23 protein-coding genes and 3 pseudogenes are annotated in these 25,000 nt (G+C 47.2%); 15 read left to right on the top strand and 11 right to left on the bottom strand.

Features of this window, described 5'->3' with window-relative positions; all coding sequences use genetic code 11:
* Nucleotides 1-12: 12 nt before the first annotated feature.
* From AC8GE9_RS07915 to AC8GE9_RS07855, 13 genes and pseudogenes are all read left to right on the top strand, one after another.
* Nucleotides 13-1,122: a glycosyltransferase family 4 protein gene (locus tag AC8GE9_RS07915; RefSeq protein WP_506676611.1), complete on the top strand. Its 1,110-nt coding sequence runs from the start codon at nt 13-15 to the stop codon at nt 1,120-1,122.
* An 87-nt stretch (nt 1,123-1,209) separates the two neighbouring features.
* Entirely contained in the window at nt 1,210-2,235 is a 1,026-nt protein-coding gene (locus AC8GE9_RS07910; RefSeq protein WP_506676610.1) for a glycosyltransferase, read from the top strand.
* Nucleotides 2,235-3,197, top strand: coding sequence for a hypothetical protein (locus tag AC8GE9_RS07905; protein WP_506676609.1), 963 nt, complete (start codon nt 2,235-2,237; stop codon nt 3,195-3,197). Before AC8GE9_RS07910 ends, AC8GE9_RS07905 begins: the two co-directional genes overlap by 1 nt.
* A 15-nt stretch (nt 3,198-3,212) precedes the next feature.
* On the top strand, nt 3,213-4,313 hold the full coding sequence (locus tag AC8GE9_RS07900) for a glycosyltransferase (RefSeq protein WP_506677135.1): 1,101 nt from the start codon (nt 3,213-3,215) through the stop codon (nt 4,311-4,313).
* Nucleotides 4,314-4,336: 23 nt separating this feature from the next.
* The gene (locus AC8GE9_RS07895; RefSeq protein ID WP_506676608.1) at nt 4,337-5,758 is read left to right on the top strand and encodes a glycosyltransferase family 4 protein; all 1,422 of its coding nucleotides are present in this window, start codon (nt 4,337-4,339) and stop codon (nt 5,756-5,758) included.
* 139 nt (nt 5,759-5,897) lie between these two features.
* Nucleotides 5,898-7,124, top strand: a complete 1,227-nt coding sequence (locus tag AC8GE9_RS07890) for a glycosyltransferase (RefSeq protein ID WP_506676607.1) — start codon at nt 5,898-5,900, stop codon at nt 7,122-7,124.
* A gap of 313 nt (nt 7,125-7,437) precedes the next feature.
* A protein-coding gene (locus AC8GE9_RS07885) for an IS3 family transposase (RefSeq protein ID WP_506676606.1) occupies nt 7,438-8,567 on the top strand; the annotation gives its coding sequence in 2 pieces (ribosomal slippage) (nt 7,438-7,705 and nt 7,705-8,567; 1,131 coding nt in all).
* A gap of 305 nt (nt 8,568-8,872) precedes the next feature.
* Nucleotides 8,873-9,694: a 4'-phosphopantetheinyl transferase family protein gene (locus AC8GE9_RS07880; protein WP_506676605.1), complete on the top strand. Its 822-nt coding sequence runs from the start codon at nt 8,873-8,875 to the stop codon at nt 9,692-9,694.
* A 56-nt stretch (nt 9,695-9,750) separates the two neighbouring features.
* Nucleotides 9,751-10,044: pseudogene (locus tag AC8GE9_RS07875) on the top strand (acyltransferase domain-containing protein); the annotation flags it as partial.
* Nucleotides 10,045-10,054: 10 nt separating this feature from the next.
* Nucleotides 10,055-10,240, top strand: a pseudogene (locus AC8GE9_RS07870) (integrase core domain-containing protein); the annotation flags it as partial.
* An 81-nt stretch (nt 10,241-10,321) separates the two neighbouring features.
* Complete coding sequence (locus tag AC8GE9_RS07865) at nt 10,322-11,416, top strand: nucleotidyltransferase family protein (protein WP_506676604.1); 1,095 nt, start codon at nt 10,322-10,324, stop codon at nt 11,414-11,416.
* 292 nt (nt 11,417-11,708) lie between these two features.
* Nucleotides 11,709-11,885, top strand: coding sequence for a hypothetical protein (locus AC8GE9_RS07860; protein ID WP_506676603.1), 177 nt, complete (start codon nt 11,709-11,711; stop codon nt 11,883-11,885).
* 145 nt (nt 11,886-12,030) lie between these two features.
* A complete protein-coding gene (locus AC8GE9_RS07855) occupies nt 12,031-13,161 on the top strand; it encodes a PqqD family peptide modification chaperone (RefSeq protein ID WP_506676602.1) in 1,131 nt (376 codons plus the stop codon).
* 22 nt (nt 13,162-13,183) lie between these two features.
* Here the strand turns inward: AC8GE9_RS07855 and AC8GE9_RS07850 are convergent, their stop codons facing one another.
* Nucleotides 13,184-14,080: a hypothetical protein gene (locus AC8GE9_RS07850; protein ID WP_506676601.1), complete on the bottom strand. Its 897-nt coding sequence runs from the start codon at nt 14,078-14,080 to the stop codon at nt 13,184-13,186.
* A gap of 44 nt (nt 14,081-14,124) precedes the next feature.
* Nucleotides 14,125-14,262: pseudogene (locus AC8GE9_RS07845) on the bottom strand (IS30 family transposase); the annotation flags it as partial.
* A 125-nt stretch (nt 14,263-14,387) separates the two neighbouring features.
* Here AC8GE9_RS07845 and AC8GE9_RS07840 point away from each other — a divergent pair.
* The gene (locus AC8GE9_RS07840; RefSeq protein WP_506676600.1) at nt 14,388-14,756 is read left to right on the top strand and encodes a hypothetical protein; all 369 of its coding nucleotides are present in this window, start codon (nt 14,388-14,390) and stop codon (nt 14,754-14,756) included.
* Nucleotides 14,757-15,322: 566 nt separating this feature from the next.
* The gene (locus AC8GE9_RS07835) at nt 15,323-15,523 is read left to right on the top strand and encodes an Arm DNA-binding domain-containing protein (RefSeq protein WP_506676599.1); all 201 of its coding nucleotides are present in this window, start codon (nt 15,323-15,325) and stop codon (nt 15,521-15,523) included.
* Nucleotides 15,524-15,677: 154 nt separating this feature from the next.
* Here AC8GE9_RS07835 and AC8GE9_RS07830 read toward each other — a convergent pair whose 3' ends face one another.
* The 9 genes from AC8GE9_RS07830 to AC8GE9_RS07790 all read right to left on the bottom strand — a co-directional run bounded on the left by AC8GE9_RS07830 (nt 15,678) and on the right by AC8GE9_RS07790 (nt 24,535).
* Nucleotides 15,678-16,724, bottom strand: coding sequence for an ABC transporter substrate-binding protein (locus tag AC8GE9_RS07830; protein ID WP_506676598.1), 1,047 nt, complete (start codon nt 16,722-16,724; stop codon nt 15,678-15,680).
* Nucleotides 16,711-17,799, bottom strand: coding sequence for a CobW family GTP-binding protein (locus tag AC8GE9_RS07825; RefSeq protein WP_506676597.1), 1,089 nt, complete (start codon nt 17,797-17,799; stop codon nt 16,711-16,713). The genes AC8GE9_RS07830 and AC8GE9_RS07825 overlap by 14 nt, the downstream gene beginning before the upstream one ends.
* On the bottom strand, nt 17,774-19,387 hold the full coding sequence (locus tag AC8GE9_RS07820; RefSeq protein ID WP_506676596.1) for an amidohydrolase family protein: 1,614 nt from the start codon (nt 19,385-19,387) through the stop codon (nt 17,774-17,776). Before AC8GE9_RS07820 ends, AC8GE9_RS07825 begins: the two co-directional genes overlap by 26 nt.
* 103 nt (nt 19,388-19,490) lie before the next feature.
* Nucleotides 19,491-20,738, bottom strand: a complete 1,248-nt coding sequence (locus tag AC8GE9_RS07815) for a metal-dependent hydrolase family protein (RefSeq protein WP_506676595.1) — start codon at nt 20,736-20,738, stop codon at nt 19,491-19,493.
* Nucleotides 20,739-20,760: 22 nt separating this feature from the next.
* On the bottom strand, nt 20,761-21,645 hold the full coding sequence (locus tag AC8GE9_RS07810) for an ABC transporter permease (protein WP_506676594.1): 885 nt from the start codon (nt 21,643-21,645) through the stop codon (nt 20,761-20,763).
* A complete protein-coding gene (locus AC8GE9_RS07805; RefSeq protein WP_506676593.1) occupies nt 21,642-22,709 on the bottom strand; it encodes an ABC transporter ATP-binding protein in 1,068 nt (355 codons plus the stop codon). The genes AC8GE9_RS07810 and AC8GE9_RS07805 overlap by 4 nt, the downstream gene beginning before the upstream one ends.
* Before the next feature lie 5 nt (nt 22,710-22,714).
* The gene (locus AC8GE9_RS07800) at nt 22,715-23,461 is read right to left on the bottom strand and encodes an ABC transporter permease (RefSeq protein ID WP_506676592.1); all 747 of its coding nucleotides are present in this window, start codon (nt 23,459-23,461) and stop codon (nt 22,715-22,717) included.
* A gap of 301 nt (nt 23,462-23,762) precedes the next feature.
* Nucleotides 23,763-24,215, bottom strand: coding sequence for a hypothetical protein (locus AC8GE9_RS07795; protein ID WP_506676591.1), 453 nt, complete (start codon nt 24,213-24,215; stop codon nt 23,763-23,765).
* Entirely contained in the window at nt 24,212-24,535 is a 324-nt protein-coding gene (locus AC8GE9_RS07790) for a hypothetical protein (RefSeq protein WP_506676590.1), read from the bottom strand. The genes AC8GE9_RS07795 and AC8GE9_RS07790 overlap by 4 nt, the downstream gene beginning before the upstream one ends.
* Between the last annotated feature and the right edge of the window lie 465 nt (nt 24,536-25,000).

Below are 25,000 nucleotides of genomic sequence, written 5' to 3'. Positions count from 1 at the left end.
GTGGAATAGGTCATGGCTGATTGTCGAGCCGCGGGCTTTTTGATCAATTCACTTCACCTCGGCGGTGCCGAGACAGTTTTTGCTACAGATTTGACTTATCTGAGCGCACTGGGGATCACCGTTTATGGCATCACATTAGATGAATCGAGCCACCCACTCAATGAGATTAATGCCTACAATTTGCGCTCAAGCCGTGAAACTTCTTTGCAAACAGCTATCAAGTTAAGTCAATTCATTCGGGCAAAGGGTATTTCTCATCTATATGTCACTTTAGATTGCTCAATCAAAATCGCCTTGTTTGCAAAGCTGCTAAACCGAAACTTTAGACTGATTGTCAGAGAGTCGAGGATCTATCACTACAAACCCTGGCACCACAGGTGGATAGATAAAATCTTTTGTAGATTGGTGGATCAATATGTGGCAGTGTCTGGCGCGGTGAAAGACTCGATGCCTAAAAGTTTTTTGCAGAGTTCCAGTCGGGTTATTGTCTTAACCAACGGTGTCAAAGAAAGAGAGCAGTGTGACAATTATCAGTCCGAAGTTATCAATCTTGTAACGGTTGCAAATCTTCGGCCTATCAAACGAATCGATTTACTTATTCAGGCTTTTGGTCGTTTATCAGACGCGTTTCCTGAATTGAATTTGTTGATTATTGGGTCAGGTGTAGCCGAAACGAGTCTGAAGAGTCTTGCGCGTTCGCAGCCCGGTGCGAACAGAGTTCAGTTTCTAGGGCAGCGAACGAGGCGGCAGATTGATTTAATCTATCAGTCACCTAGTGTATTTGTCTTGGCCTCAGATGATGAAGGTTGTCCAAATGCTTTGCTCGAAGCCATGGCACATGGTTTGCCCTGTGTCGGCTCGGATGCGAAAGGGATCGCGGAAGTGCTTGATCATGGTCGCGCAGGAGCGTTGTTTGAAAAAGGGTCAGTAGATAGCCTCGTAAGCGCATTACTTCGGGTGTTACATTCCTCGCAATATCGCCGTCAACTGGGCAACTCTAGTTTTCTGCACATCAAAACCTGTTACTCGATGCAAAAACATTTTGCCGAACTCGAGCGAGTGCTTTTCCCTGAAGGACTACCCGCGTCAGTCCGTTGTTCCACCACGGTGCAAGATATTTAAGGGAAAGTTTAGATGTTGTCACGCAGAGATATTTTAGATAGGGCGCAACATATATGGCATTTGTTCACGCGACAGCGCTCTTGCCCCGTGAACTATATTGTTGAGAGTGTTGAGTGGTCAGTGACCTGGGATGGTCGCTATATCAGTCAGGGCGTTAGCCGTCTTGGTATCGATTGTGTTGCAACGCATCGAGCCGGGAGTATTCATAAAGCCATTGTGCATTGTGGCAGTTTAGGGCTAACACTTCAATTTGCTGAAATTGCAGCACGTAACCAAAACTTGATTGTGTCGACCATATTTCATGGTGACTTCGGTATTTCTGACAAGATGGATAGCCAGCTTGAGCGATTTTTACAGTTGGTTCCAATCCTTTCTTGTGTGGTGGTTGCTAATGGCACGATGCGTGAACGCCTTATTCGGTGGGGCGTTCCAGAGTCAAAAATCAGGCAAATCCCCATCGGCGTCAATCTCAGTTTATTTCAGCCAACGAGCAGCACGCATCGTCAATCAATGAGGGCTCGCTTTGGCATCCCCGAAACATCTATTTGTGTTGGCTCATTTCAAAAGGACAGTGAAGGATGGCCAGACGGGCACTCGCCAAAATGGATCAAGGGGCCCGATGTTTTTGTTGATACTGTCACGGCATTGGCGAAGTCCTTCCCAGTTCACTGCTTCATTACAGGACCCTCACGTGGCTATGTCAAGCATCGCCTTGAGCAGGAGGGCATTACTTTCACTCACATTTTTTTAGATCGATACGAAAATATTGTAGATTGCTACGCGTGCTTAGATTTGTACCTCATTGCATCAAGGGAGGAGGGCGGGCCCAAGGCCGTTCTTGAGGCGACTGCCTGTGGCGTTCCAGTGGTGTCAACCCGTGTTGGAATGGTGCAGGAAGTGCTTGCTGATGAGGCAGTGATTGCCGACGGACCCACTGATTTGTTGATTAAGGCGCAGGTTGTTTGTCAGAATCTTGAGCCCGCATTTCAACGCGCTCAGAAGCGGGCAACATGCCTATCGGCCTATGACTGGAGCCAGGTTGCTCAGGCCCATTGGCACCTCTATGCAGATCTCCTGAACATGTCGGATTTACCAGACGGTCAACGTGTCTGATGCGGATTCTTTATCTTTTTGCAAAACGTTGGTATGACACCAAAATGTCAATGGGGCGCTGGCTTTACGGTCAGGCACTTGCAAACCACCCCGATGTTGAGCTTAAAGTTTGGGGAGTAGGGTGGCCTGCATATGACATCAAACTCACAGTCGCTCAAAATATCAAGCAAAACCTTCCTCATTTCTTAGCGCAAAACTCGCACCAACCCGGCTGGGAACCGACCCACGTTTGGGTTTACAAGGGCGAAGACTATATCGACTTGCCTGAACTTCGACTGCCTAAACTGCTCGTTTTTAACGAGGCATATGACGCACAGGCCATTAGACGTGAGATGGGTTATGTCAGGCCAACGCATGTGGTGTTTCACCATGAGAATGACTATCAACGGTGGCGTTTGGATATACCTTTGGCAAGGCATATGCCACATGCTGCACCTCATTGTGAGATTAACCCTCCAATTGTTGACAGACAAATTCCGTGTCTTGTAACGGGTAACCTGAACAAGGCTATTTATCCGCTTCGAAACCGCTTTTCATGGTTGGTTCGATTGCACATGCTACCTGGTCAGATTTATGTTCATCCAGGCTATCGGCTAAACGATCACGCGTCAGTTGCCAGACAATACAGCGCGTATCAGCAGCAGTTGCTTAATGCTCGGCTTGGTCTTGGCTGCTCATCGGTCATGAAATACAATTTGGCTCGATTTGTCGAATTGGCCATGGTTGGCACAGTGCCGGTCACTGATCATCCCGATGATTCAGCGTTTGCCCGGTATTTTGCGAAAGCCAGCATTATTGTTCCAACTAATAGTAGTTATTCGACCTTGCGACGAACTATCAAGGCCGAGCTACGCGACACAACGGCCTTGCAACAACGCAGTGACCTGTTGAGAAAAACGGCTGAAGCCGAGCTTTCTCTGTCGCGCTATGCACAGCGCATCGTGGATTATCTTGATGAGTGAGCCAAACCATTGAAAGTGCACATACTTTATGACTTCAAGGACCACCCTTGGGGAGGCGGCAATCAATTCCTCAGTGCGTTAAGGCGTCATTTCATTCATCAGGGTATTTATGAAACAGATTCTGGCCAAGCAGATATCATTCTGTTTAATAGCATCGACCTGATTGCCTCCCTGCCTGCAATTCGAAAAATAAACCCTCAAGCTGTATTTATTCATCGCATGGATGGTGTGTTTCGGTTGCACAGAAAAACCACTGGTGTCACACAGGACAAAATCTCATATTTGGCCAACCGATTTATTTCAGATGCAACGGTATTTCAGTCAGTCTGGTCCATGGAAAACCACATCCGTTATGGATTCCCCAAGCAATCAGACTACATCGTGATTCTGAATGCGCCAGACACGGATATATTTACTCCCAAGAGTATTTCAAATTACGATTCAGTTGGATGTGCAAAAGGGCTTTTAGCCGCACAGACCAATATAGATAGCCCAGTACCTGACGCACACAACAGAATCGTGAAACTTGTTGCGTCGAGTTGGTCAACAAACCCAAAGAAGGGTTTTGATATTTTGCAATATCTTGACGAGCACCTGGACTTTAATCAAATTGAAATGTTATTTATTGGTCATTCACCCGTTAAATTCAAGCATATCAAGATGCTTGGACCAATGCGTAGCGCCGATTTGTCAAAGGCGTTACAAGCCAGCGACCTTTACGTCTCTGCCGTTGAGGACGATACCTGTTCAAATGCATTGTTAGAAGCCCTAGTCTGTGGGTTGTCGTGTGTGGCTCGCCGATCGGGCGCAAACCCTGAGATTCTTGCAAAAAGTCAGCATGCAAATTTTATGTTCAACGGCAAAAACGACGTCTTAGCGACCCTAAACCTTGCAATTGAGGCGCTTGGTCAAACTGGCGATAGAATAAAGGTAGCCCGTTTCGATGAAACGGCTGAACACTATATTTCTTTTATGAGATCGCTTCACTTTAAACCAGCTCGAAAAAGAATAACGGCTTTTAGTCGCTTATGGTTCGCTGTCATGCTCACATACTACGGTCGCGTCATTAGATTTCAGCGATATCGTCAGCGCATGCTTGAATGGTTCCACAAGTGAATCATCAATCCATATCGTCAGCTATGCTCACTGACAAAGAATCTGATGATCTCTCATTAGCTGAATTGCATAAAACCGTTGTTTTGGTGCGCTACTCAGCAAGCTATTATGGCAGTGGTGGGTTGAGTGCTCACCTGCAAGGCCTTAATGCAGTGCTTGGATCTACCCTGAATTTGACGACGTATCAGGTTTATCTCGATGCTCGCGGAATCCTTCGTCTAGGCATCATTAATCCACTTGGACAAACTGATTTTGCGCATGGTCACTCAGAGGCTTTTAAAGAAAAAACTGTTTGTCTTCGCATTGCATCTGAGTTGATCGACAAGTTACGTTTTCTGAAAGAAAAAAATGCGCTAGCTCTGATGCGGCCAATTCGATCGATCATTAGGGTTTTGTGTTTTCCAAGAAATCGTTGGTTTGCGCGCTGTGTGCCGGGGATTCGTGCCAAGATAAAACTCAATGATCGTGTCGTTGATTTTATACGCGACATTATCGGTGAGGTGAAATTCCACTATCCTGATAAACATATTTTGTATATCGATCACTGCCCCTATCAGCCACTGGCCCATGCCCGCTTAAAAGTGGCAACAGAAGCTGGGGCAATTTCTGCGGTGGTCTACCACGGCGGCTTTGAGCAGGCGGATCATCGATTGCTGATTGAAATTGCTAAACGGTACCGATTTGGCGCGGTGACTTTAACAGATTGTCCGTTACCATTGAGGGAGCTGATCGAGCCAAATGGTGAGGAGCTCGCGCTACTTCAAAATGGTATTGATTTGATGTTTTTTGATCCAGCAAAAGTTGATCATGGGCGGTTTAGATCACGCATCGGTGTCGATACCGGTTGCCGCATTTTGTTGGTACCAGCGCGTATTACTTACCAAAAAGGTATCCACGATATGATTGACGCCTTGGCGCTTTTGCCCTCAAGCGTCTTGAGTCAACTGATGGTGGTTTTTGCAGGGCAGACCAATAGCCAAAGCTATCGTAGATGGCTGGAAAAGAAGATCAAGTCTCACCATGTACTGCGTACGATATCTTTTCGTTTTGTTGGAAATTTGGATCAGGTCGCTTTGCGTGAATGCTATCGAGACAGCGAGCTGGTCGTTTTGCCGAGCTACTCCGAGGCAGTGCCTCGCGTATTAATTGAGGCGCAGGCGATGGGAATCCCATGCGTGGCAACAGATGTTGGAGGAACACGGGATGGAGTGGCAGAGACGGGTTGTGTCAAACTTGTCAAAGCGAAAGATGTGGCGGCAATGGCAAAGGCGATTGAAGAGGTCTTAAATACCCCAGATTTATGTATCGGGGAACTGGAGCATACTCGCCAATTCTTAGCGACCAAGTATGACTTGGAGGTGCTGGCCTTGAGACATGGACGGTTTTACCGCACGCTTTGCGGGGAGGTCGATGGCCGCATAGGCTCTGAGTTGACTGACCCTTAAAAAGGGGAGGAGTCGGTCATGCCGCGCTGGATTTCTTCGATGAGAGAGGGCTCCTGAAATTCGGACGGATGGATAAAAGGTGACAGTTTATCTATTCGATTTTTCGGGGCTGTGTTTATTAATATATAAAGCTTGAACTATGACTCGTCCACTTCACATCCTGCTGATTGCGCCATCAGCCCCGCCAAAGAATAGCCCAGAGTCAATGCAAGTCAGCAGGTTCCTCGATACTCTCGACCAAGATATCAGGGTTACCCTTGTTACTACTCCGATTGTCGCAGGGTGGGCTTGGAAGGACTCTAGTCTAGCAATAATGCGTCATAGGGTTGACGTTATCACGCCCGCTTTGCCATTCCATCAGGTCACACACCGTGTGTTGGCAAATCGCCGCCTATCTTTTTTGCACAGCCCTGATAGGGATTTCTGGATAACTTGGTTTGCGAAGTATGTTTTGCGCCGGCTGCCAGATATTCCAGATGTCATTTACTCCCGCTCAGGATCGTTTTCCGCCGCCATGCTCGCACGGCGGATTAAATCGATGACGGGTCGCCCGTGGCTCATGCATCTCAGTGATCCATGGTTCGGAAGCCCTTACCGGCCACTATCAAGTCGACGCAAAAAAATTGACCAAGCACAGGAAACTATGTGTTTTGCTGATGCGGACATGATTTCTCTCACGACAGAGGGACAGGCCGACTACTATCGCAGGCGCTACCCTGCACGCGCTCCATTTATAGCAGTGACCCCAAATATGATGCCCGCAATCCACCCATTACAAACGACTGTTCGCTGTCAAGGACCAATGCTCATTGTATATACCGGTGCAATTCATAGCGATCGTAATCCTGAGACTTTGCTTGAAGCAATGAGTCTTCTTTGTAAGACAGCTCCAGAAATAGTGGACCAGATCCAGATCGACTTTTATGGCAACATTTCTGACGAGATAGCGATAGCCATTAGTAAGTCACCAAACTGTTTCGTTCATCGTCCGGTGTCTTTCGACCGGGCAAAACAACTGCAGGCCGAAGCTGATCTGCTTCTTTCTATTGAGCCTGATGGGGACAATCCACTGTTGCCACATTTCCTACTTTCGAAGATCGTGGACTATCTTGCTACCTGTAAACCTATCTTGGCAATTGCGTTACCAGGTAGCGAAACTGACCGCTTGTGTCGTGCGGGCCTAGGGTGGGCGTTCGCGCCCGGCTCATCCGCAGCATTGGCTGACAAGCTTGTAACGTTATTCAGATTGTTTCGTGCCGGTCAATCGCTTGGCCGGAGTAAAGACTTGAATACTTCACCCTATCGCGCTGAGACAATTACGCGGGATATCTCAAATAAGTTGTTCAGCCTAGTGGACTTAGGATAAAGGGACTTTTAGCCACGCAGGCCAAGACAGATGGCCTGGTATCTGACGCACACAACAGAAGGCTGTATATTTCTTTTATGAGATCGCTTCACTTGAATCCAGCTCGAAAAAGAATAACGGCATTCAGTCGCTTATGGTTTACTGTCATACTCACAGACCACGGTCGCGTCGTTCGATTTCAGCGATATCGTCAGCGCATGCTTGAATGGTTCCACAAGGGAATCATCAATCAGAGCCGGTCTGGCCAAACTAGACAGCCCGATAAGTGATAAAAAGTCATTGGTCTTTTTGGCGCAGAGCGCTCAGGAGAGTAATGATGAGACGACCCAGAAGAAATCACACGGCCGATTTCAAGGCCAAGGTAGTTTTAGCAGCGCTGCGCGGGGATAAGACTCTCGCGGAGTTAGCAGAACAGTTTGAAGTGCATGCGAACCAAATCTCGCAATGGCGCCAGCAAGCAATTGACAACATGGCTGCAAGCTTTGGCAAAGAACCCGTTGGCGCGGTATCTGAGGATGAAGTCAAAGATTTACACGCCAAGATCGGACAATTGACGCTGGAAGTCGATTTTTTCGAACGAGCGTTCGCCAAGGCGGGATTGCCGAGCGCAAAGCGATGATTGACCGCACCCATGCCCTGAAGGTCAGCCGCCAATGCGAATTGCTGGATCTGCAGCGGTCGACTTTTTATTACAAACCTAAGGCTGACCATAGCAAATCGCTTGAGCTCATGCGTAAGATTGACGCGTTGCATTTAGAGTTTCCATGGATGGGGTCACGAAGCATTAAAGATCAACTCGCCAGAGGTGGTATGAGCGTGTGCCGTGATCGGGTGCGCGGCCTGATGCGCAAGATGGGCATCCACGCGATCTATCGGGCACCCAGAACGAGTATTCCATTTAAAGGTCATAAGATTTATCCTTACTTGCTCAAGGATCTAGTGATTGATCGCCCCAACCAAGCCTGGGCAACCGACATCACCTATATTCCTATGGCTAAAGGCTTTGCATATCTCGTTGCCATCATGGACTGGGCGAGCCGTAAGGTCTTGGCCTGGCGAATATCCAATACTCTGACAGCAGATTTTTGTATCGAAGCGCTTCAAGAGGCCCTTGGTCGGTATGGCAAGCCAGAGATTTTTAATACTGACCAAGGCAGCCAATTCACCAGCGAGGACTTCACGGGGGTGTTGAAAGAAAACGGTATTCGGATCAGTATGGATGGAAAAGGCCGTTGGGTAGATAATGTTTTTGTTGAACGACTCTGGCGCTCTGTAAAGTACGAGAACGTTTATCTTAGGGCGTACGAATCAATGGCGGCATTGCGCGAGGGCATCAAAGACTACTTTTTGTTTTACAACACAAAAAGAACGCATCAATCGCTTGCCAAGCAGACACCAGATGAGGTTTACTTTAAAGACAACGGGCTGAAGGAAGCGGCTTGACATGACCGATCAATGACTTTCACTTATCTTCCTTGAAAGACTGTCCAACGTAGTCAGACCACCTCTACCTGTTACCGCAACCACTGACAGTATCATTATTAGAATAATGTGACGTCGAAACCACTTAGACAAACGATGCATTATTTTTTTAGGTAAACCAAGTATCATGACTGCCGAACCTTTTAAACATGCGACTTTATAAACTTTTGCAGCCAATACAGCGGATTCTGTAATATATAGTATGCGTGATAGCTGCGTTCGTCAAAAATTTCTTGATCTATTTCATACGAGCTTTATTGCCTCTCATGCATGAACAAGGCCCTGCTTGGCTCCCAAAAAAACCTGAGTACCTTTCAGAAAAAACCGGGACACGCCCTCAAGAACTGCTGCTCGAGGTAGAGCTTCAACGCATATCAGGCTGCCAGACAGCCTGTCTGTACTTGGTCCACGCCTCAAAGTATGAAGCGCTTTCTAAACGACCAGAGTCAGTGCTGCATCCTGATGAACTGAAATATTTTCACTCGCTGAGTGCCCTGAAACGAAAAAAAGACTACTTGCTGGGACGCTATTCGGCAAAGCGTGCTCTCCTTTATCTTTCTGACACCCGCTCTGCCCCGACCATACACTCTGCCCCAGCCATTCAGATCAAACCTGGGATATTTCAGCAACCTTTGGTCAACGGTCCGGGCTGTGAAGATCTCTCTATCTGCATCACTCACAGTGGCAACCTCGCGGCTGCAGTCGCTTTCCCGACAGGTCACCCACTAGGAATTGATCTTGAGCGGAAGGATCCTACACTGGTTGAGACGCTCAAGCAGCATATCGACCAAGAGGAATTGCCGCCTACCCTGCTCTGTGCCTCAGAAGCAGAGCGCTACACTCGCGTCTGGACAGTCAAAGAATCGCTTAGCAAAATCTTAAAGTGTGGGCTCACAACGCCATTCTCTATTTTAAGGCTTCGGGCAGATCCCTCCGCTGGTGACCCTGTGTGGTCAGGCGGCTTTGAAAACTTTTCTCAATACCGGTTTATTTCGCTTTGCTCAAAAGAGCTATCCTTTGCACTGGTTCATCCTGGACGCACAACAGTGGTAGTTGCGCTCGAGAAAATCATCCATTTTGCTGCCTGACTGACCTCTGCCCTATACTTTCGTAGAGTTGAATTTTCAAAAGGAATTGCAACACAATGCTGAAATTAAATTCAATCGCCTATGTTTTTCCTGGACAGGGATCGCAACGCGTCGGAATGGGTGAAGGCCTGTTTGACCGTTACCCAGAAATAGAAGCGCAAGCTAATACCGTGCTAGGTTACTCTATTCGCGAACTTTGCCTCAAAGACCCCTCGCGACAGCTTGGGCAGACCCAATTCACACAACCCGCACTTTTTACGGTCAACGCCATGGCCTACCGTGATGCGGTAGCGAGCACAGGACAAGGCGGGGACCTCTTGGCAGGTCACAGCCTTGGCGAATACAACGCCAGTATAAATCCCTCAAAGTAATGGCATGGCCGAGAGCTTTGTTAAAACCTTCAAACGAGATTATGTCCGTCTGGCCAACAGGCCGGACTCGGCTACCGATATGGATAGGTTGAAAGTTTGGTTCGAGCATTACAATCAAAAACATCCTCACAGTGCATTGAAATATCTTTCACCGAGGATGTTCCGTGAAAGGTAGTCAATTAACTAACTGATACCCGCGGTCCTTTAATGCGGGGGCAAATCCACTCTAAGCACCATTAACCTAAAATGATAGTTAATGAAAAATAGTTATCAAGTTTTCCCCAATGCTTCCCAAGCCTTCATTCTTAAAATGCTGCTCGATAGGAATTCTGTTTTAGAGACTTTTGAGCAATGGAGAGTTATTGCAGGAAATCAAGATAGTTGGGATTCTGCAACCTTGCGCTTAATTCCGATACTGTATTCCCGCCTGCAATCTTGGGGTGTTCCATCAAAAGAGTTACTTTTTTTAAAAAATGTGTACCAAATGCATTGGATGCTTTCTCAGCGCAGTTTGATTCACGCCAAGCAAATTATTTCTTTTTTTAACATCCATAGCATTACTAGTTTGGTGGCTAAAGGATTGCCCTTAGCTGTGAACTACTATGAAAAACCTTTTCATCGACCGATAGGCGATGTTGATATTTTGATTCATCGAGAAGATGTTAAAAAAACTTATGAATTATTGCGAAGCAATGGTTGGGTTTGTATTGATGATGGGGGAGGAAAAAAGAGCCTGTCAACCTTATTAGCAGGGGCTAATTCTTTAACTTTTAATCATGAGCTGTTTGGTAAGCTTGATCTTCACTGGAAGTTATTTCATGATTGCGCAAAAAAAAATGTCAACGACCAACTTTGGAATAGGGCTATCGACTTTTCCTGGGAAGGAGAGTCTTGCCTGAGGCTGTCAAATGAAGATATGCTTATTCATACTCTATTGCACGGAATGAGAGGGTCAGCAGAAAGTAGCATTCGATGGATCATGGATGCGGCCATGATTATCCAAAAAGATGGGGCGTTGTTGGACTGGAATTACATTGTTGGGTTTACGCAGGAGAACCAAGTTACCCTGCGGATATTATGGGCATTGGAATATTTACGCATTCAATATGATTTAGGTGCGCCAATTTGGGTTCTGAGTGCTTTAAAAAAAATCCATATTGATGCTTTTGAGCGTTGGGAAGCAAGAGTTCTTTTAAGTGACCCAAAACTATTTTCTGCGGGAGTAGGGCGTTTAGAGCGCAGGTATCTTCGTCTATGGCAGTTATGGCGACGTTCTGATAAACAAGATATGATTGTTGCCATTTTGGCGAAGATTCTTCCTGCCTCACTTTTTAAAAAATACGAGTTTTAATTTATTAAAAGTAGTGGATGCTTTAATGCTAAAAAAGATCCTAATATAAGGATAGTATTAGTAAGGATTGGCTCAATTGATCAAGTGAATCAAATTCAAGGATAATCAAAATTCTTAACTTCATGTTGTAGGGGAGGATAGTGTAGCCCTAACCAATATCGTAAGACGTGGATTGATTAAGGAAATATCCATTGCATCCGTGGCGGGCCTGTTGCGATCGTTTTGACAGACGCAAATATCAATGTTAAATTTATCTGCCTAGAAATTTTAAAATACTGATCAAGTGTGAGCTATGAAAAACAATAATGAAAATGGAATGACTGAAAATGTAGGCAATGACGATGTCCAAGGCGATATGCCAAATGAGGTTCGTCGAAATCTTGTCAAGAAAATATCGCTTGCTGGCTTAGTCGTTCCTGCTGCGATCATCTTGACTGATGCTAGCACCAACGTAGCTTTTGCATCCTGAATCTATTGAATCCCTTTCCGTTTGCATACTAGGGGCAGACCGAAGAGAGTCTATTCTTAAAACTATTGAGTCTGTGAGTCGGTTTAACCTCACTATTCATGTGGGTGTTGATCAGCCCCGAGAGTTACTTCATGGATTGCCCGGAGTGCATCAGCATCAAATTATTTGGACTGATGATTTTGCTTTTGCACGCAATCAACTTTTGAACTTCGTCACTTCTCAGTTCGTGCTCTGGATCGATAGTGACGAATATCTATTCTCCTTTCCCAGATTAAATTGGGGTGCAATGTGTGACCCCATCTATGCAGTGCAAATGGTGGTGAAATCGGGGATGCTACCAAGCGCATCCATTAGGCTTCATCGCCACCAAAAAAATATTGCCTGGAAGGGTTTGGTCCACGAGCAGTTAACCTTAGATGGAAATGAACTTTTACGAAGCTCCCCTAAATTAGCGCCTGGCATTGCGCTAGTTCATAATGGCTATGAGGATAAGAGCACTCTAACAAAAAAAAATGTGCGAAATCGCCGAATTGCTCAGCGTAAGGAAGATTTATCACAACTATCTAGGGGTGAATTACTGGCCCTAGCAAGAAGTGAAACTTTTCGAGGAAATTTCAATGCCTTACTCTGGGTTTATCTATATCGATTTTCGCAAGATGAGGGCATCATCGATCGCTATGATCTTAGGCATGAACCCGCACTGATGTTACTAGCCGCAAGATATAGTGCACCTGCCTTACAAGTATTAAGTTCAAATCCATTGATCGTACCGATCCAATTGGGGATGCTAGCTTACGAGCTCCTTGAGCATAAACAGATCAGTCAAGAGCGCTTCCAATTTTTGTGCGATACCTTACGCTTGGGATTGTATGATTCGCTCTATACCTTTCCGCTTGAATTGGTGGGTGGTGATCCGCAGTTAGTAATGCATCACATTCAAAATTTGGCCCTAAATTGGACTCCAAAAAAAATCATTGATAAACCTATGAATATGCCCTTAATCGATCAGAACAGTCAGTATCAACAGTTAGCAGGCGTGCAAAGTGAGACTTTTGAGGATGAGTTAATCATGATGCATCCCAAAAGTTGGAGAGCGGTTGCATTAAATTCTGTAGCAGCGGTCTTATGGGAGGCCCTTGCCTGGCCACAAAGCCTGGCTCAACTATTAGATCTTTATTTGGAGGCGTTTCCTCAGCCTGATCAGAAGGGCGCAGAACTATTAATTAATGATGTCTTACAGCTTTTATTAACGCATGAGTTTATTGTCAAAAAATAATTTTTGCTCAAGTTGGGATCCGCTATTTGGACTGATTTTTTAAATTCACAAGCAATAAATTTAAACCATTTTTTGTATCCCAATTTCTAATATTGAGCTGATAAATTTTTTGTTTATTTAGTAAATACCGAAGTGTTTTAAGGATACCAAGACCACTTCCGCCTTGAGTTCCAATCAGTTGATTTAAGCCTGCGGCGATCGCCTCTAATCCCATTAACTTTTTGATATTAGTTTCGTATTCATCGTTTCTTTTTAAAAGAACTATTGCCCCAATAGGATAGGATTTTTCTAAGGGAAGCATCCTAGCCGAGCTTCTGCTCAGGAGCACTCTTTCTTCGCCCTCTAAGTTGCCGCAAATATACTCATAACGTGTAAAGTATTCGTTAGAATTCAAGATATTCTGCGCATGTGACAGTCTTAACTTTAAGGGTTTTGGGAAGGCTTCAACTTCATGAGTAAAAGGGTTTAAGGTAATCATGTCATCCCCCAAAATAGGAAGTCCCTCTTTGAGTGCCTCGTAAGCCAGAGTGCTTTTTCCAACCTTGCTTGCCCCCACAAAGACGATTGCTTGACCCTCTAAAATAAAGCCTCCCGCATGAAGAACTAGGGTCTTGATTTTTCTGAGGAATGCTGCCCCGATTGCCAAGGTGCAATATAAGAGTAGATCTGCCCTTTGCGTAAAGGTCTTGATAGACCAATGGGCAAACTCTACTGTGCAGTTGGCAGTGTCATGATCATGAGTAATTTTGATATCAGGGATCAATAAAGATCCGCTTGGTTTAACAAGGTACGGGTGCAGCGCCATCAGGCGCGCACAATCTGACATAAGCAATGCTTCGTTGCACTCAATAACAACTTCGATCTCTTTCCAAAAGAATATAAAAAATTGATTTGGTTGTGCAGTAATTTTTTTCACCATTTTTTAATTACAAGATGACATTCTATAAGGCAGTTCGAAATTTACTAGGGGCGGTTGCAAGAGTGAAGTGCGACAAGCCGGCGGTAATATTCGGCAGCATTAAATGTATCAGGTAAAAATAGTTCTGCAGGGCATTTAAAGCCGAGGCTTTTTCGAGGTCTAGTATTTAATGCCCAAGCAACAATAGCACATGAGCGCAACTGATTAAGCAAGATACCGTCAGCAACTAACGTTGTCCATCTGCATTAAATCTTGACCTGAATTGAGCTAATCGAAAATCAGGGTATAAATATTTAGGCGAACAGATATGCCAAAAAATCCAGTCTATTTCGCAGTGTCGATAGTGAGAAAAGTAAACTGGCATTGCTTCTGTACAATCGCAGTATTAGCCTTGATGAGTTCGTTACAAGCGAATGCCCAAATAACTGGCCTGTGGCGAGCTGACTTCATAAAAGGTTCGGCGATAGTTAGTTTCAAAACTCAGCGTGCAGGACCCATAAATAAAGACATATCTGATAAACATTTGCAGCAATACTGCGTTTGTACGATGACCTACATTGCTGACTTACTAAACAATCAGTTGGCGACGGACATTGAAAACGGTTTCAAAAAAATGAATCCAGTATGGAACCAGATGGCTGCACAGTACTGTCAAAAAAATTTTAGTAAGTACTAAAGTCTGATTTTTAAAATGATCTGTACCGGCCGGAACTTAGCTCAAAAATTTTAAAAATAAAAAATTACCGGTGCTTTAAAGAACTATGCGGGATGTGTTCAAAAATATGGTCGTCGTTCGTGCAGAACATGGTGTAAAGGTAGCAGGATGGAACCCAAATGAACTTTTGGGGTCGTGGTACGGTGGGGCGCGAGTCTGGTAGCCGACAAGGGATGGGGCATCACTGCGACCAACCAAAGGTGGCTAAGAGCGACCGGTCACAACAGATACATGCCCAGCAGGTGACCAGCCGATTTTATTGGTGGGTAAATTAGTGGGTAAAAATAAAAAGCGCCCCGGGAGGCGCGTATTTACTTACTACTTGGCGCAGGCGCAGTCCTAACCTAGGAATGTATGGATTTGGACACTAACAAGTTTGTTTAGAGACTTTTAGACTCCTCAAGTCCTTGAAGATATAAAGAAAACTCACACTTCTTAAGTGTTGTGAGTGCAGTGTCGTTTCTAAATCCATACACTTTGCGCCAAAGCTGTCCAACTCATTATGGACGCGGAAATTGGTAACTCAAATGGTAACGAAAGGAATCGACATGACGACTAACTTGGATTTTCAAACCGTTAAAAATCTTAAAAAACCCGGCCGATACACAGATGCTTTAGTCAAGGGGCTACACCTATGGGTTAATTCCAGTCAGTCTAAATACTGGATTTTTAGGTACACAATCAACGGCAAACAACAAAATATCAGCTTGGGTGTTGGCGCCGGTTGAACACCTAAGTTCAAACCATCAGCTCAGACTTGATCTAAGCTTCAGGCGTTTATGACAAAGCTACCAGCTCAAGGGTGCCTTGGAGCACGACTCTCATGAATAAAGAAACTGCCTCAAAAAAAGGGGCACCAAGCCCCTTTAAATTTTGCAAACATTAAGCGCCGGCTTTAAATGACTTGTTCCAGTAGTCCAAGCAAGCAACCTTGCCATCCACAAGATTTTTAGAGTCGTACGCAAAAACACTTTTGAGCTCTTTGTCGGTAAAGCCTACACGCTCACGTAAATCAGGTGGCATGTCCGCGTTGCGTACCGTCGGCGCATACCCCATTGCCTTGGCGAACTCAAGCTGTCCCTTTGGATCAAGCATTTTGTTGAGATAGTTGTAGGCACCCGGCTTATTTCTGGAGTTCTTTGGAACAGCGCCTTCAAATGTGACAGCAATAGCTCCTTCTTTTGGAATCACAAAACCCAAGGGCAGACCGGCATCCTGCCATTGAAGCGCGCGTGCCTTCCACATGCACGTCATCCAAATTTCACCGGATTTCAAAGCGGCAGCTACAGCTTCGTTAGATGGGAAAATTTTAGGATCGTTTTTCTTAATCTCAGCAAGGAATTTCATGCCAGGCTCAAAGCTTGAGGTATTCCCTTTATTTGCCAGACCGGCAAACAGGGTGTTGGCCACAAAAAGAATATCCGAGAAACCTACACGGCCGCGATATTTTGGGTCGAGTGCAGCTGAAAAACTGTCTGGTGGCGTTGGGATTTTCTCTTTGTTATAGACAAGCACCATCGCACTAAAAATGTGAGGGATCGAGTAGCCCGTTTTGAATTGCTCGAAGATATTTGCCAAGTTAGGCATTTCTTTAGGCGTTGCTGGCTCAAAAACATCGAGCTGGGAAACGTCATACATATCGACATCTTGCAGCAAACACACGTCCATAGAACCACGCCGTGAGCTGCGTTCAGCGCGGACTTTGGTCGCGCGAGCGACTGCATTACCTGTGTCAAAGACGACTTTTGAATCCACCAAGGGATTAACAATTTTTTGCAACAAGTTTTGATAGTCTCCTCCCCAAGTGCCAACAACAACGCTGTTTTCTTGGGCAAACACATTACTGCTTACCAACGGCATCGCTGGTGCCAGCATCAGTCCAGAGGCTGTTTTCAGGAATGTGCGTCGTTTTGCATTAGTATTTTGCATGAGTACTCCTTTGAGTAAAAAGACGTGATGAACTAGGAACTCCGAACGTTTGTTCTGAGGGCACTGCGAGTGACTGCAACTTAACAAAGGGATGGGGCAACTGCAACGCAATATCCTCTGCGTTCAAATCTCTGGCAATCACAACGATGATGTTGGGCGACTGTCGAAGCTGCTGCATCCTGCGGGGCATCCCGTAGGTCGTGCCCACACTCTGCACCAAAATAGGATCTTCGCAATCCTCGACATGCACCAGTGCTTTGACTCGCAACAACTGCTCGCCACACGCCCCTGCCAAATCATCGAGCCAAGTAGAAAATTCCTCCCACACAACAGGTCGAGTCAACGTGGCACGCATCACATGAATTCTCGCATGCGCCGCTTCTGGCCTGTATTGACCAAGGGCCTGAATCGCCCTGTCAATCAGGTCTGCGCGTTCTGGGATTGAAGCGAAGTCTTGAGCCAAAAATGCTTCTTTCACCACGACATCTCGATCACGGCCGCCTACTATACGTGCCAACGGGTTAATCGCTTGCGCGCGTTGCTCAGCCTCTATCTGTCCGTGATCATCAACCAGATCTACCTTAGTCATCACAATGCGTTGCGCGGCAGTCAGCTGAGCCGCTGCTTCTTCAAACGTATCTTCATGGAACCGCTCTTGACTAGCGTCGTACGTACACACGACAGATACGCGCAGATTGCGGGATGACAACTCTGGGTCAGATAGTGAGGCCAAAATGGGACCTGGGCGGGACAAACCACTCGTCTCCAAAATGATCCGTCGTAAAGGTGGAGCACCGATTTTGCGGGGGGCATCAAGCAACTCTGCAATGGTGATCACCAAGCTACTGCGTAAGGAGCAACAAACGCATCCATTGGACAACAGGATTGTTGAGCTGGCGTCGCCAGCTTCTGCAATCAGTGCGCCATCCAAACCAATCTCACCGGCCTCGTTAACAATAACAGCGGTGTCCTCCAAAGACTGTTGGCCCAACAAAGCCACGAGCAGCGTCGTTTTTCCGCTGCCCAGAAATCCGCAAAGGACGAAAATATCAACGACGGGGTGGCCGATCTGCATAATCTTCCTGCCAGCTTTCATTGACCATCTGCTTGACTTGTTCAAGCAGTTCTTGCGTATCGTAAATAAGACCTGCCCGGATGGTATAGCGCAAACTGCGATGCCACTCGACCTTGCCTGTGTCATCATTGAGACGAACCGCGCCGGTTCCGTACATCAATTTAAAATCTTCCAAAGGGTTGAAATCATGCACCAACAAGTCTGCACGCTTACCCACGTCAATGCTGCCTGTATCGTCTTGTAAGCCTAATAATTCTGCGCCCTGTGAGGTCGCACTACGTAATACCTCAAGCGGGTGAAAACCAGCCTCTTGTAAAAGCTCAAGCTCACGAATCAAGCCAAATCCGTATATCTGATAAATAAAACCTGAGTCACTCCCTGCGCAAACCCGACCGCCCAAATTTTTGTAGTCATTGACAAATTGCATCCAGATTTGATAGTTGCGCTTCCATTCGATTTCGTTTGTCGCACTCCAGCGATACCAGTAGGCACCGTGACCACCACGTTGGGGCTGAAAATAGCGCCAAACCGATTTCCAACAATAGTCACCATGCCAGTCAGCACGTCGGGCACGCATCAAATCGCGGTTGGCATCGTAAATGTTGAAGGTGGGGACAAAGGTATGACCCAACTCAAGAAACTGATGCAGCACGTCATTCCATTTGCGACTGCCTGGCGACGCCGCCTGGGCGAACATCTGTCCCGATACAGAAAAGCGAAAGTATTCGTCCCCATAGTTGTAGTCAGTTGGAAAGTTTTGTACGACCCGATTTTCAAAAAGTGCCTCAGGAATGCCGTAGTAGTGTTCTGAACTCGTCAGACCCCATTGGGCAGAGGTCAGTGCATTGAGCTGTGTCACGGCCATCTGCGCATGATGACAACCTGTTTTGAGTCCCTGCTCTTTTGCTTCGTCCAAGGCGGCTTGCATAATCGCAGGTGGCGCACCAAAAAACTTAATGCCATCGACGCCTCTGGCTTTGATCTTGCGCACCCAGTCTCGCGCCTGAGCGGGGGTGAAAATCGTCTTGATTCTTTCATTCACAGCAGGAAAGTATGAATGCAAAACCATCCGGGGGGCCGCAATATCATTGCGCTCAGCGGCCTCGCGTTGCTGCAGCATATAGCTGAGCCCATTCATGGAGCCCATTTCACGGACTGTCGTGACACCATGAGCGAGCCAGAGCTTGTAAATGTAATCCGCTGGGGGGACGACACCGCTCATTGAATGATATGGAGTCCCCACGTGTCCATGACTATCAATCAAACCGGGTGTAACAAATTTGCCGTGACAATCTATCTCATGGTCACCCGGTGCCGGACGAATCTTTGGATTGATCGCTTTAAGTGGCGCGCCGACCAGTTTGAGCTCAGAAATTCGTCCGTTCTCGACCACAATATCGTAGGGCCCTGACGGGGGGGCACCTGTACCATCAATCATCGTTGCGCCACGCAGCACCAACCGTTTGAAAGGGCCGATCCCCGCGTTCCGAGAGGTCGCAGGGGTTGCTGGGAACAACCCTTTGGGCTCATTCATTAGCCGAGTTTCTTCACCTACGTCAAAATTTTCAATCAGACTTGTGTCAATCATGTTAGCTCCCTAATACTTTATCCATGCGATACAGTCACGGCATTGATCCGGATGACGGGTCTGCTGGCGTGAGCTCTTGTGGGTGCGTATTTTAATGTCCCGCTTAGAGACGATTGACAAAAATTTGCCCTTCCTTCATCACTAGAGGGATATGGTCGCCCTGCCCTAACAGACAGTTCACCTCGCGCATTGGATTTCCCTCAACGATGAGCACGTCCGCAAACGCGCCGACTTCAAGCCGACCGAGCTTACCCTGCATATTGAGTACTTCAGCAGCCGTTGTTGTCGCACTGCGAATGACCTCGGGCAACGGCATCACCTCGGAGCGAATACGAAACTCTTCGCTTTGGAGCCGCTGTGACGGTCCGAGCAAATCACTGCCGTAGCCTATCTTTACACCCGCCTGACGATAAATCTCTAAAGAGGAAAGTCCGGCCGTGCTGACGTCAGCGATTTTGGCAATACTATCGGCCGGAAAACCATATTTCTCACCTTCTAGACTGAGCGCCTCAAAGGTAATGAGGGTTGGAATCACAAAAGCCCCATGCTCATGCATCAGACGCGCGGTCGGTGCATCAATCAAGTTGCCATGCTCGATCGTTCGAACGCCCAACTTAATAGCACGCGTGATGGCCTCGGCTGTATATGAATGCGCCATGACGTAGGTCTGCCTAGCAGTTGCTTCTTGAACCATTGCTGTGATTTCTTCCTCGGAGTAACCCCAGGAGGCAATAGGATCTGTCGGAGACGCCACCCCGCCAGAGGCCATAATTTTGATTTGATCGGCGCCCATTTGCAATTCTTGACGGACGGCTTTTCTAACCTCATCGACACCATCAGCAACACGTCCGATGTCCCCGGCACGGAAGCAGCAGCCACAAAAACTCATAGGACGCAGATGGTCTGAACGAGGACGCGGGTCACCATGGCCTCCCGTTTGACTGATCGCTCGTCCTGAAATAAACAATCTTGGGCCATTGATCGTGCCTTCGTTGATGGCACACTTTAATCCCCAGCCTGCACCACCCGCATCGCGTACGGTTGTGAAACCTCGCTGTAGCATGGCTTGGATGATCGGCACTGAACGCATCATCACCAGCGCGTCAGGCAATACGCCCTGGGTGCTTAAATTCAGTTGCGTCGCGAGTACATGGACATGTAGGTCGATCAGACCTGGCATGATTGTTTTACCTTTCACATCAATTTCTTGTGCACCCGTTACCTTTATAGGCGTCGACGAAATTTCACGAATGACTCCGCCTTCGACGAGCACATCGTGCTCCCCCTGCAGGTCTGAAGCCAGAGGATCAAGCAAGTTGCCATTACGAAAGAGAATGAGATTTTTACTCATGAGCGATAGTTTCCGGACATGTTCAGGACGTCATGGTTCTGACGTAGCGTCGGTGGATGAGCCAACTAGAAGTCAGCGCGATAGCCATGGTAGCCACAACAAGTATGAGTGCCATGCTCGAACCAAAAGGCCAATTAGAAGCCTTTGCGATTTGACTGTACAGTGATGGCGCCATCATGGTGATGCCGCTACCACCAAGCAAAACTGGGGTTGCGTAGGCATTCATACACAAAATAAATACCAACATCGTGCCCGCCGCTACTCCTGGGGCGGCGATGGGCAAGACCACTCTCCAAAACGTTGTGAACTGGTTAGCACCCAAATTGCGGGCGGCCTCTTCGACGGCAAAGTCCATCCCTTCAAGGACGCTTTGCAAGGTCAAAATCATAAAAGGCAATACCACCGCTGTTGTACCAATCACCACGGCCAAAGGCGTGTAGAGCAATTTGATGGGCTCATCAATGACGCCCATCCAGAGCAGTAATGCATTCACAGCCCCGGCATTACCCAACACAACCATCCAGCCTGCAGCGCGCACAACGTTCCCGACCATCAAGGGAAAAACCAGCAAAATAATCAAGATACTCTTAAAGCGTGTTTGTGTTTTCGCTAAGAAATACGCTACAGGAAAACCCATGACTAAAGCCAGAAGCGTGCAGATCCCCGCGACTTTAAGTGTGTCTGTGAAGACTTTGCGGTAATACGTGTCAGTAAAAAAATTGATGTAATTTTGAAGGGTAAAGCCTTCTTTCATCATCGTACGTGGATCAAACTCATTAAAACTGTATCTAAACATCAACAGAATTGGGACCATGATGATGAGGAGTACAACGATCGAAGCGGGAAAGGCAAGAGAAAAACCTAGCCTGGAGGATTCAGAGGTAGCCACGCTCTGGCTCTGGCTCATGCTCGATCCTTGTCAGTAAAAACGACACAGTCCGAGCCTCGGAAATTGGCAAAGAGAAGGCTTCCCGACTTGATGGGTTCTCCCCTCTGATAAGCCTGAGTGTTTGGTAAATGACAAGAGATTTTCTGCCCTTGCTGGTCTATTAAGACCACATCGATATTTGCGCCCAAATAAGCGACAGACTGGACTGTGGCCTGAAGGCTGTTGTCTAGCTCAGGCGCAGAGGACAACGTAATGCGTTCGGGTCGAATGCCAACACAGCGCACCTGCTCGCTGAGCCCAGCAACCTGAATTGTCGTACCTGCCACGGTTTGAAAGGTGGAGTCAGCCGAAGGACGACCCTCAAAAAAACTCATTTTGCCCAAAAAATCGGCAACAAACAGATTGGCAGGTTTCTCGTACACGGCTTTGGGTGTGCCGACTTGCTGCACTTTGCCATCATGCATGATGGCCATGCGATCAGACAATGCTAAAGCCTCTTCTTGATCGTGCGTCACAAATATAGTGGTGAGACCCAAGCGCTGCTGCAAGGCGCGAATTTCATCGCGGACTTCTAAGCGTAACTTGGCATCGAGATTGGACAACGGTTCATCCAGCAAAAAGACTTTCGGCTCAATTGCCAATGCTCTCGCAATCGCGACTCGTTGCTGTTGACCGCCAGATAACTGTCTCGGATATCGATCGCGATACTCAGACATCCGGACCATATCCAGAGCCAAGTTGATCCTGCGATCACGCTCGACTGCATCGACCTTTTTCATTTCAAGCCCGAAAGATACGTTGTGCGCGACAGTCATGTGCGGGAATAAAGCGTAACGCTGAAAAACCATCCCCGTATTGCGCTTGTGCACAGGTATCGTTGTGACATCGGTATCACCGATCAGGATACGTCCCGCAGTCGGATCAATGAAGCCAGCAATCATTCGCAGGGTCGTGGTCTTACCACAACCACTCGGCCCCAAAAAGGCCACCAACTCACCGTCCTCGATGTCTAGGGAAAAGTCTGACACGGCGACTGCAGAGCCAAACTGTTTGCGTAAATTAAGAAGTGAAACCTTGGCCATGATGCTTAAACGACTTGACTGAGTTTTACAAATCGATCTGTGATGAGCATGATGATGCCAAGCAAGATGATTTGAACGGTTGACACAGCCGCGATGGTCGGGTCAAGATTAAATTCAAGATATTGCAAGATCGCAATCGGCAAGGTTGTTTTGCCGGGCCCAACCAGAGAAAGCGACACCTCAAGATTTTCAAAGGAAACAATGAAACTAAACAAGGCGGCCGCAACGATGGCGGGCCGCAGCATCGGCAGAGTGACCCGCAAAAATGCCGTGCGACCATTCGCGCCCAAGTTGCGAGCAGCCTCCTCAATCGATGGATCCAACCCATGCATGCTCGCCGACACGAGCCGTACCGTCCAAGGGATTGTTAGGCAAATGTGCGCTAACACCAGGCCACCCAATGTTCCGACCAGGTCCCGATCAAAGAAATTTTCCGCGCGCAAATAAAAGAGATAAATCGCAATGCCTGTCACGATCCCTGGCATTAACAGCGGGGATAAAAGCAGTGTATTGAAGTATTTGCCGCCGTTAAATTTGTAGCGAATGAGCCCCAAGGCGGCGATTACACCCAAAATGACACCAAAAAACGCTGACACCAAGGCGACCTGGAGACTGAAGATGAACCCATTTACAAAAGCTTGGTTCTGCCAAGCATTGGCATACCAAGCCAAGGTGTAGCCAGAGGGGGGGAAGTAAAGAATTGCATCTTTAAAAAAACTCAGCCACACCACGAATACGAGCGGGCAGAGCATGATCGCGTACACCAAAAAAACCACGCCCCTCAAAATCAAGGTACTGAAGTGGATTCGAGGGCGAACAAAATTAGCAGCAAACACAATTTACAAAGGCTTTATATAATCCTTAATCCTAGGCGAGTTGCGCCTTTGCCAGATATTGGGGTTAACCCTTCCAGTTAAGATTTTTAAAATTAGATTTTTTCCCTATAGGAATACCTGTCGCGAGACTTGTTGAGTTCGCGGCTTAGCTTTCGTAGGCAATACCTCGGGGCACTTCTAAACGAAGGTGAAAAAGAGGCCCAGAGTTATTAAGACGTCAGGCGACACCGCGATTCACATACCCGTAAGCCATGTTGGTGCGCCCGTCACCGTGCCGGTCATAAATTGCTTTACCGCTGACGATCTTATCAGCACTGACAGCGGCACGTTGGGCCGGCGTAAAGTTGTACAACCGAGCATTATTCTCGCCAAAAATGGCGCGCTTGATCGGACCATCTGCTGGGCCTAATGGCTTCAAGCCATAACGCTTTTGTAGGTCTTCGGGGATTTCGAGGCGACGCAGCGCTTCGATTTGCCATTGCGGTGCGCCTGTCCAGATGGCATCGGTGCCCCAACAGACGTGGTCTGCGCCCAAGCCTGCGACCAACTGGCCCATCATCACGGCCGAGACGCGTGGATCGGCAATCGTACTTTGTGCAAAAAGCTGTCCGACATCGGCATATACATTATTGACGCCATATTTTCCGGGAATATCCGCTAAATCACTCACCCAGTCGATCCGACCTGTTTTTTCAAATTGTTCCCACGCACCTTTGACACCTCCACCACCGCATACGTTTCACTCATCGCCAAAAACGCGGCGGCCATCCCAGAGGCTGATTTAAAAAACTTGCGGCGTGTCAGACCCTGTTTTTTTGCAAGCTCGGCACCCAACGCCTTCACACGCGCTTCGTACTCTTTTTGCTTAGGCGTTTGCGCACCCGGCAAAAACTCATCACTTGAGACACGCTGAACTGGTATGGGCGCAGGAAAAATCGATGACTCGGCAGGGATTAAGGCAGCAAGTTCGTCTGGGCTGAGAAGGCCCATGATGGGGTCAACTCAAGGAGGGTTGGCGAGATGGGAACAAGCGTTACTTTTATACAAATCACTCAAAAAATATAGGGCTAGACAATCAACCATTCATTCACCACAACCGCGGCTGCTTTACCCTAGGCGATTTTCGTGAGTAATGTTTATAGAGATTACACGCTATTAAGTAATCTTACGCGAGCCCACGAATGGGTACGGAAGAAGCTTTCCGTGCTGTCACTGCCGATAATTTGCAATACGGCATGGGCAAGAAAAGTCTAGCTGCAAAAATCAACGCCAGAAGTTTACGAAACACCCACGGTAGCACCCTGCCCCCGTACATTCTTATATATATGAGACGGGTTAAGGCGACTGCGGTAGGCTGGGCTTATTGAACTAACGGCACAGCAACGCTACCAAACAAGCGCGACATGAACATAGAATTACCATGACTCGAATTTATGCCCTCGAAGCAATTGGCTT

Origin of the sequence: Zwartia lucis (assembly GCF_965234455.1) — a bacterium.
In the GTDB taxonomy this organism is placed as follows: Bacteria; Pseudomonadota; Gammaproteobacteria; order Burkholderiales; family Burkholderiaceae_B; genus Zwartia; species Zwartia lucis.
Note: the sequence above shows the minus strand (reverse complement) of the source record. Positions and strands in the feature narration are given on the sequence as shown.

Excerpts from the sequence above, each read along its gene's own strand:
- AC8GE9_RS07915 (WP_506676611.1), top strand. The coding sequence starts at position 13 with ATGGCTGATTGTCGAGCCGCGGGCTTTTTGATCAATTCACTTCACCTC.
- AC8GE9_RS07905 (WP_506676609.1), top strand. The coding sequence starts at position 2,235 with ATGCGGATTCTTTATCTTTTTGCAAAACGTTGGTATGACACCAAAATG.
- AC8GE9_RS07895 (WP_506676608.1), top strand. The coding sequence starts at position 4,337 with ATGCTCACTGACAAAGAATCTGATGATCTCTCATTAGCTGAATTGCAT.
- AC8GE9_RS07890 (WP_506676607.1), top strand. The coding sequence starts at position 5,898 with ATGACTCGTCCACTTCACATCCTGCTGATTGCGCCATCAGCCCCGCCA.
- AC8GE9_RS07880 (WP_506676605.1), top strand. The coding sequence starts at position 8,873 with ATGCATGAACAAGGCCCTGCTTGGCTCCCAAAAAAACCTGAGTACCTT.
- AC8GE9_RS07865 (WP_506676604.1), top strand. The coding sequence starts at position 10,322 with ATGAAAAATAGTTATCAAGTTTTCCCCAATGCTTCCCAAGCCTTCATT.
- AC8GE9_RS07860 (WP_506676603.1), top strand. The coding sequence starts at position 11,709 with ATGAAAAACAATAATGAAAATGGAATGACTGAAAATGTAGGCAATGAC.
- AC8GE9_RS07850 (WP_506676601.1), bottom strand. The coding sequence starts at position 14,080 with ATGGTGAAAAAAATTACTGCACAACCAAATCAATTTTTTATATTCTTT.
- AC8GE9_RS07840 (WP_506676600.1), top strand. The coding sequence starts at position 14,388 with ATGCCAAAAAATCCAGTCTATTTCGCAGTGTCGATAGTGAGAAAAGTA.
- AC8GE9_RS07835 (WP_506676599.1), top strand. The coding sequence starts at position 15,323 with ATGGTAACGAAAGGAATCGACATGACGACTAACTTGGATTTTCAAACC.
- AC8GE9_RS07830 (WP_506676598.1), bottom strand. The coding sequence starts at position 16,724 with ATGCAAAATACTAATGCAAAACGACGCACATTCCTGAAAACAGCCTCT.
- AC8GE9_RS07825 (WP_506676597.1), bottom strand. The coding sequence starts at position 17,799 with ATGCAGATCGGCCACCCCGTCGTTGATATTTTCGTCCTTTGCGGATTT.
- AC8GE9_RS07820 (WP_506676596.1), bottom strand. The coding sequence starts at position 19,387 with ATGATTGACACAAGTCTGATTGAAAATTTTGACGTAGGTGAAGAAACT.
- AC8GE9_RS07815 (WP_506676595.1), bottom strand. The coding sequence starts at position 20,738 with ATGAGTAAAAATCTCATTCTCTTTCGTAATGGCAACTTGCTTGATCCT.
- AC8GE9_RS07810 (WP_506676594.1), bottom strand. The coding sequence starts at position 21,645 with ATGAGCCAGAGCCAGAGCGTGGCTACCTCTGAATCCTCCAGGCTAGGT.
- AC8GE9_RS07805 (WP_506676593.1), bottom strand. The coding sequence starts at position 22,709 with ATGGCCAAGGTTTCACTTCTTAATTTACGCAAACAGTTTGGCTCTGCA.
- AC8GE9_RS07800 (WP_506676592.1), bottom strand. The coding sequence starts at position 23,461 with ATGCTCTGCCCGCTCGTATTCGTGGTGTGGCTGAGTTTTTTTAAAGAT.
- AC8GE9_RS07790 (WP_506676590.1), bottom strand. The coding sequence starts at position 24,535 with ATGGGCCTTCTCAGCCCAGACGAACTTGCTGCCTTAATCCCTGCCGAG.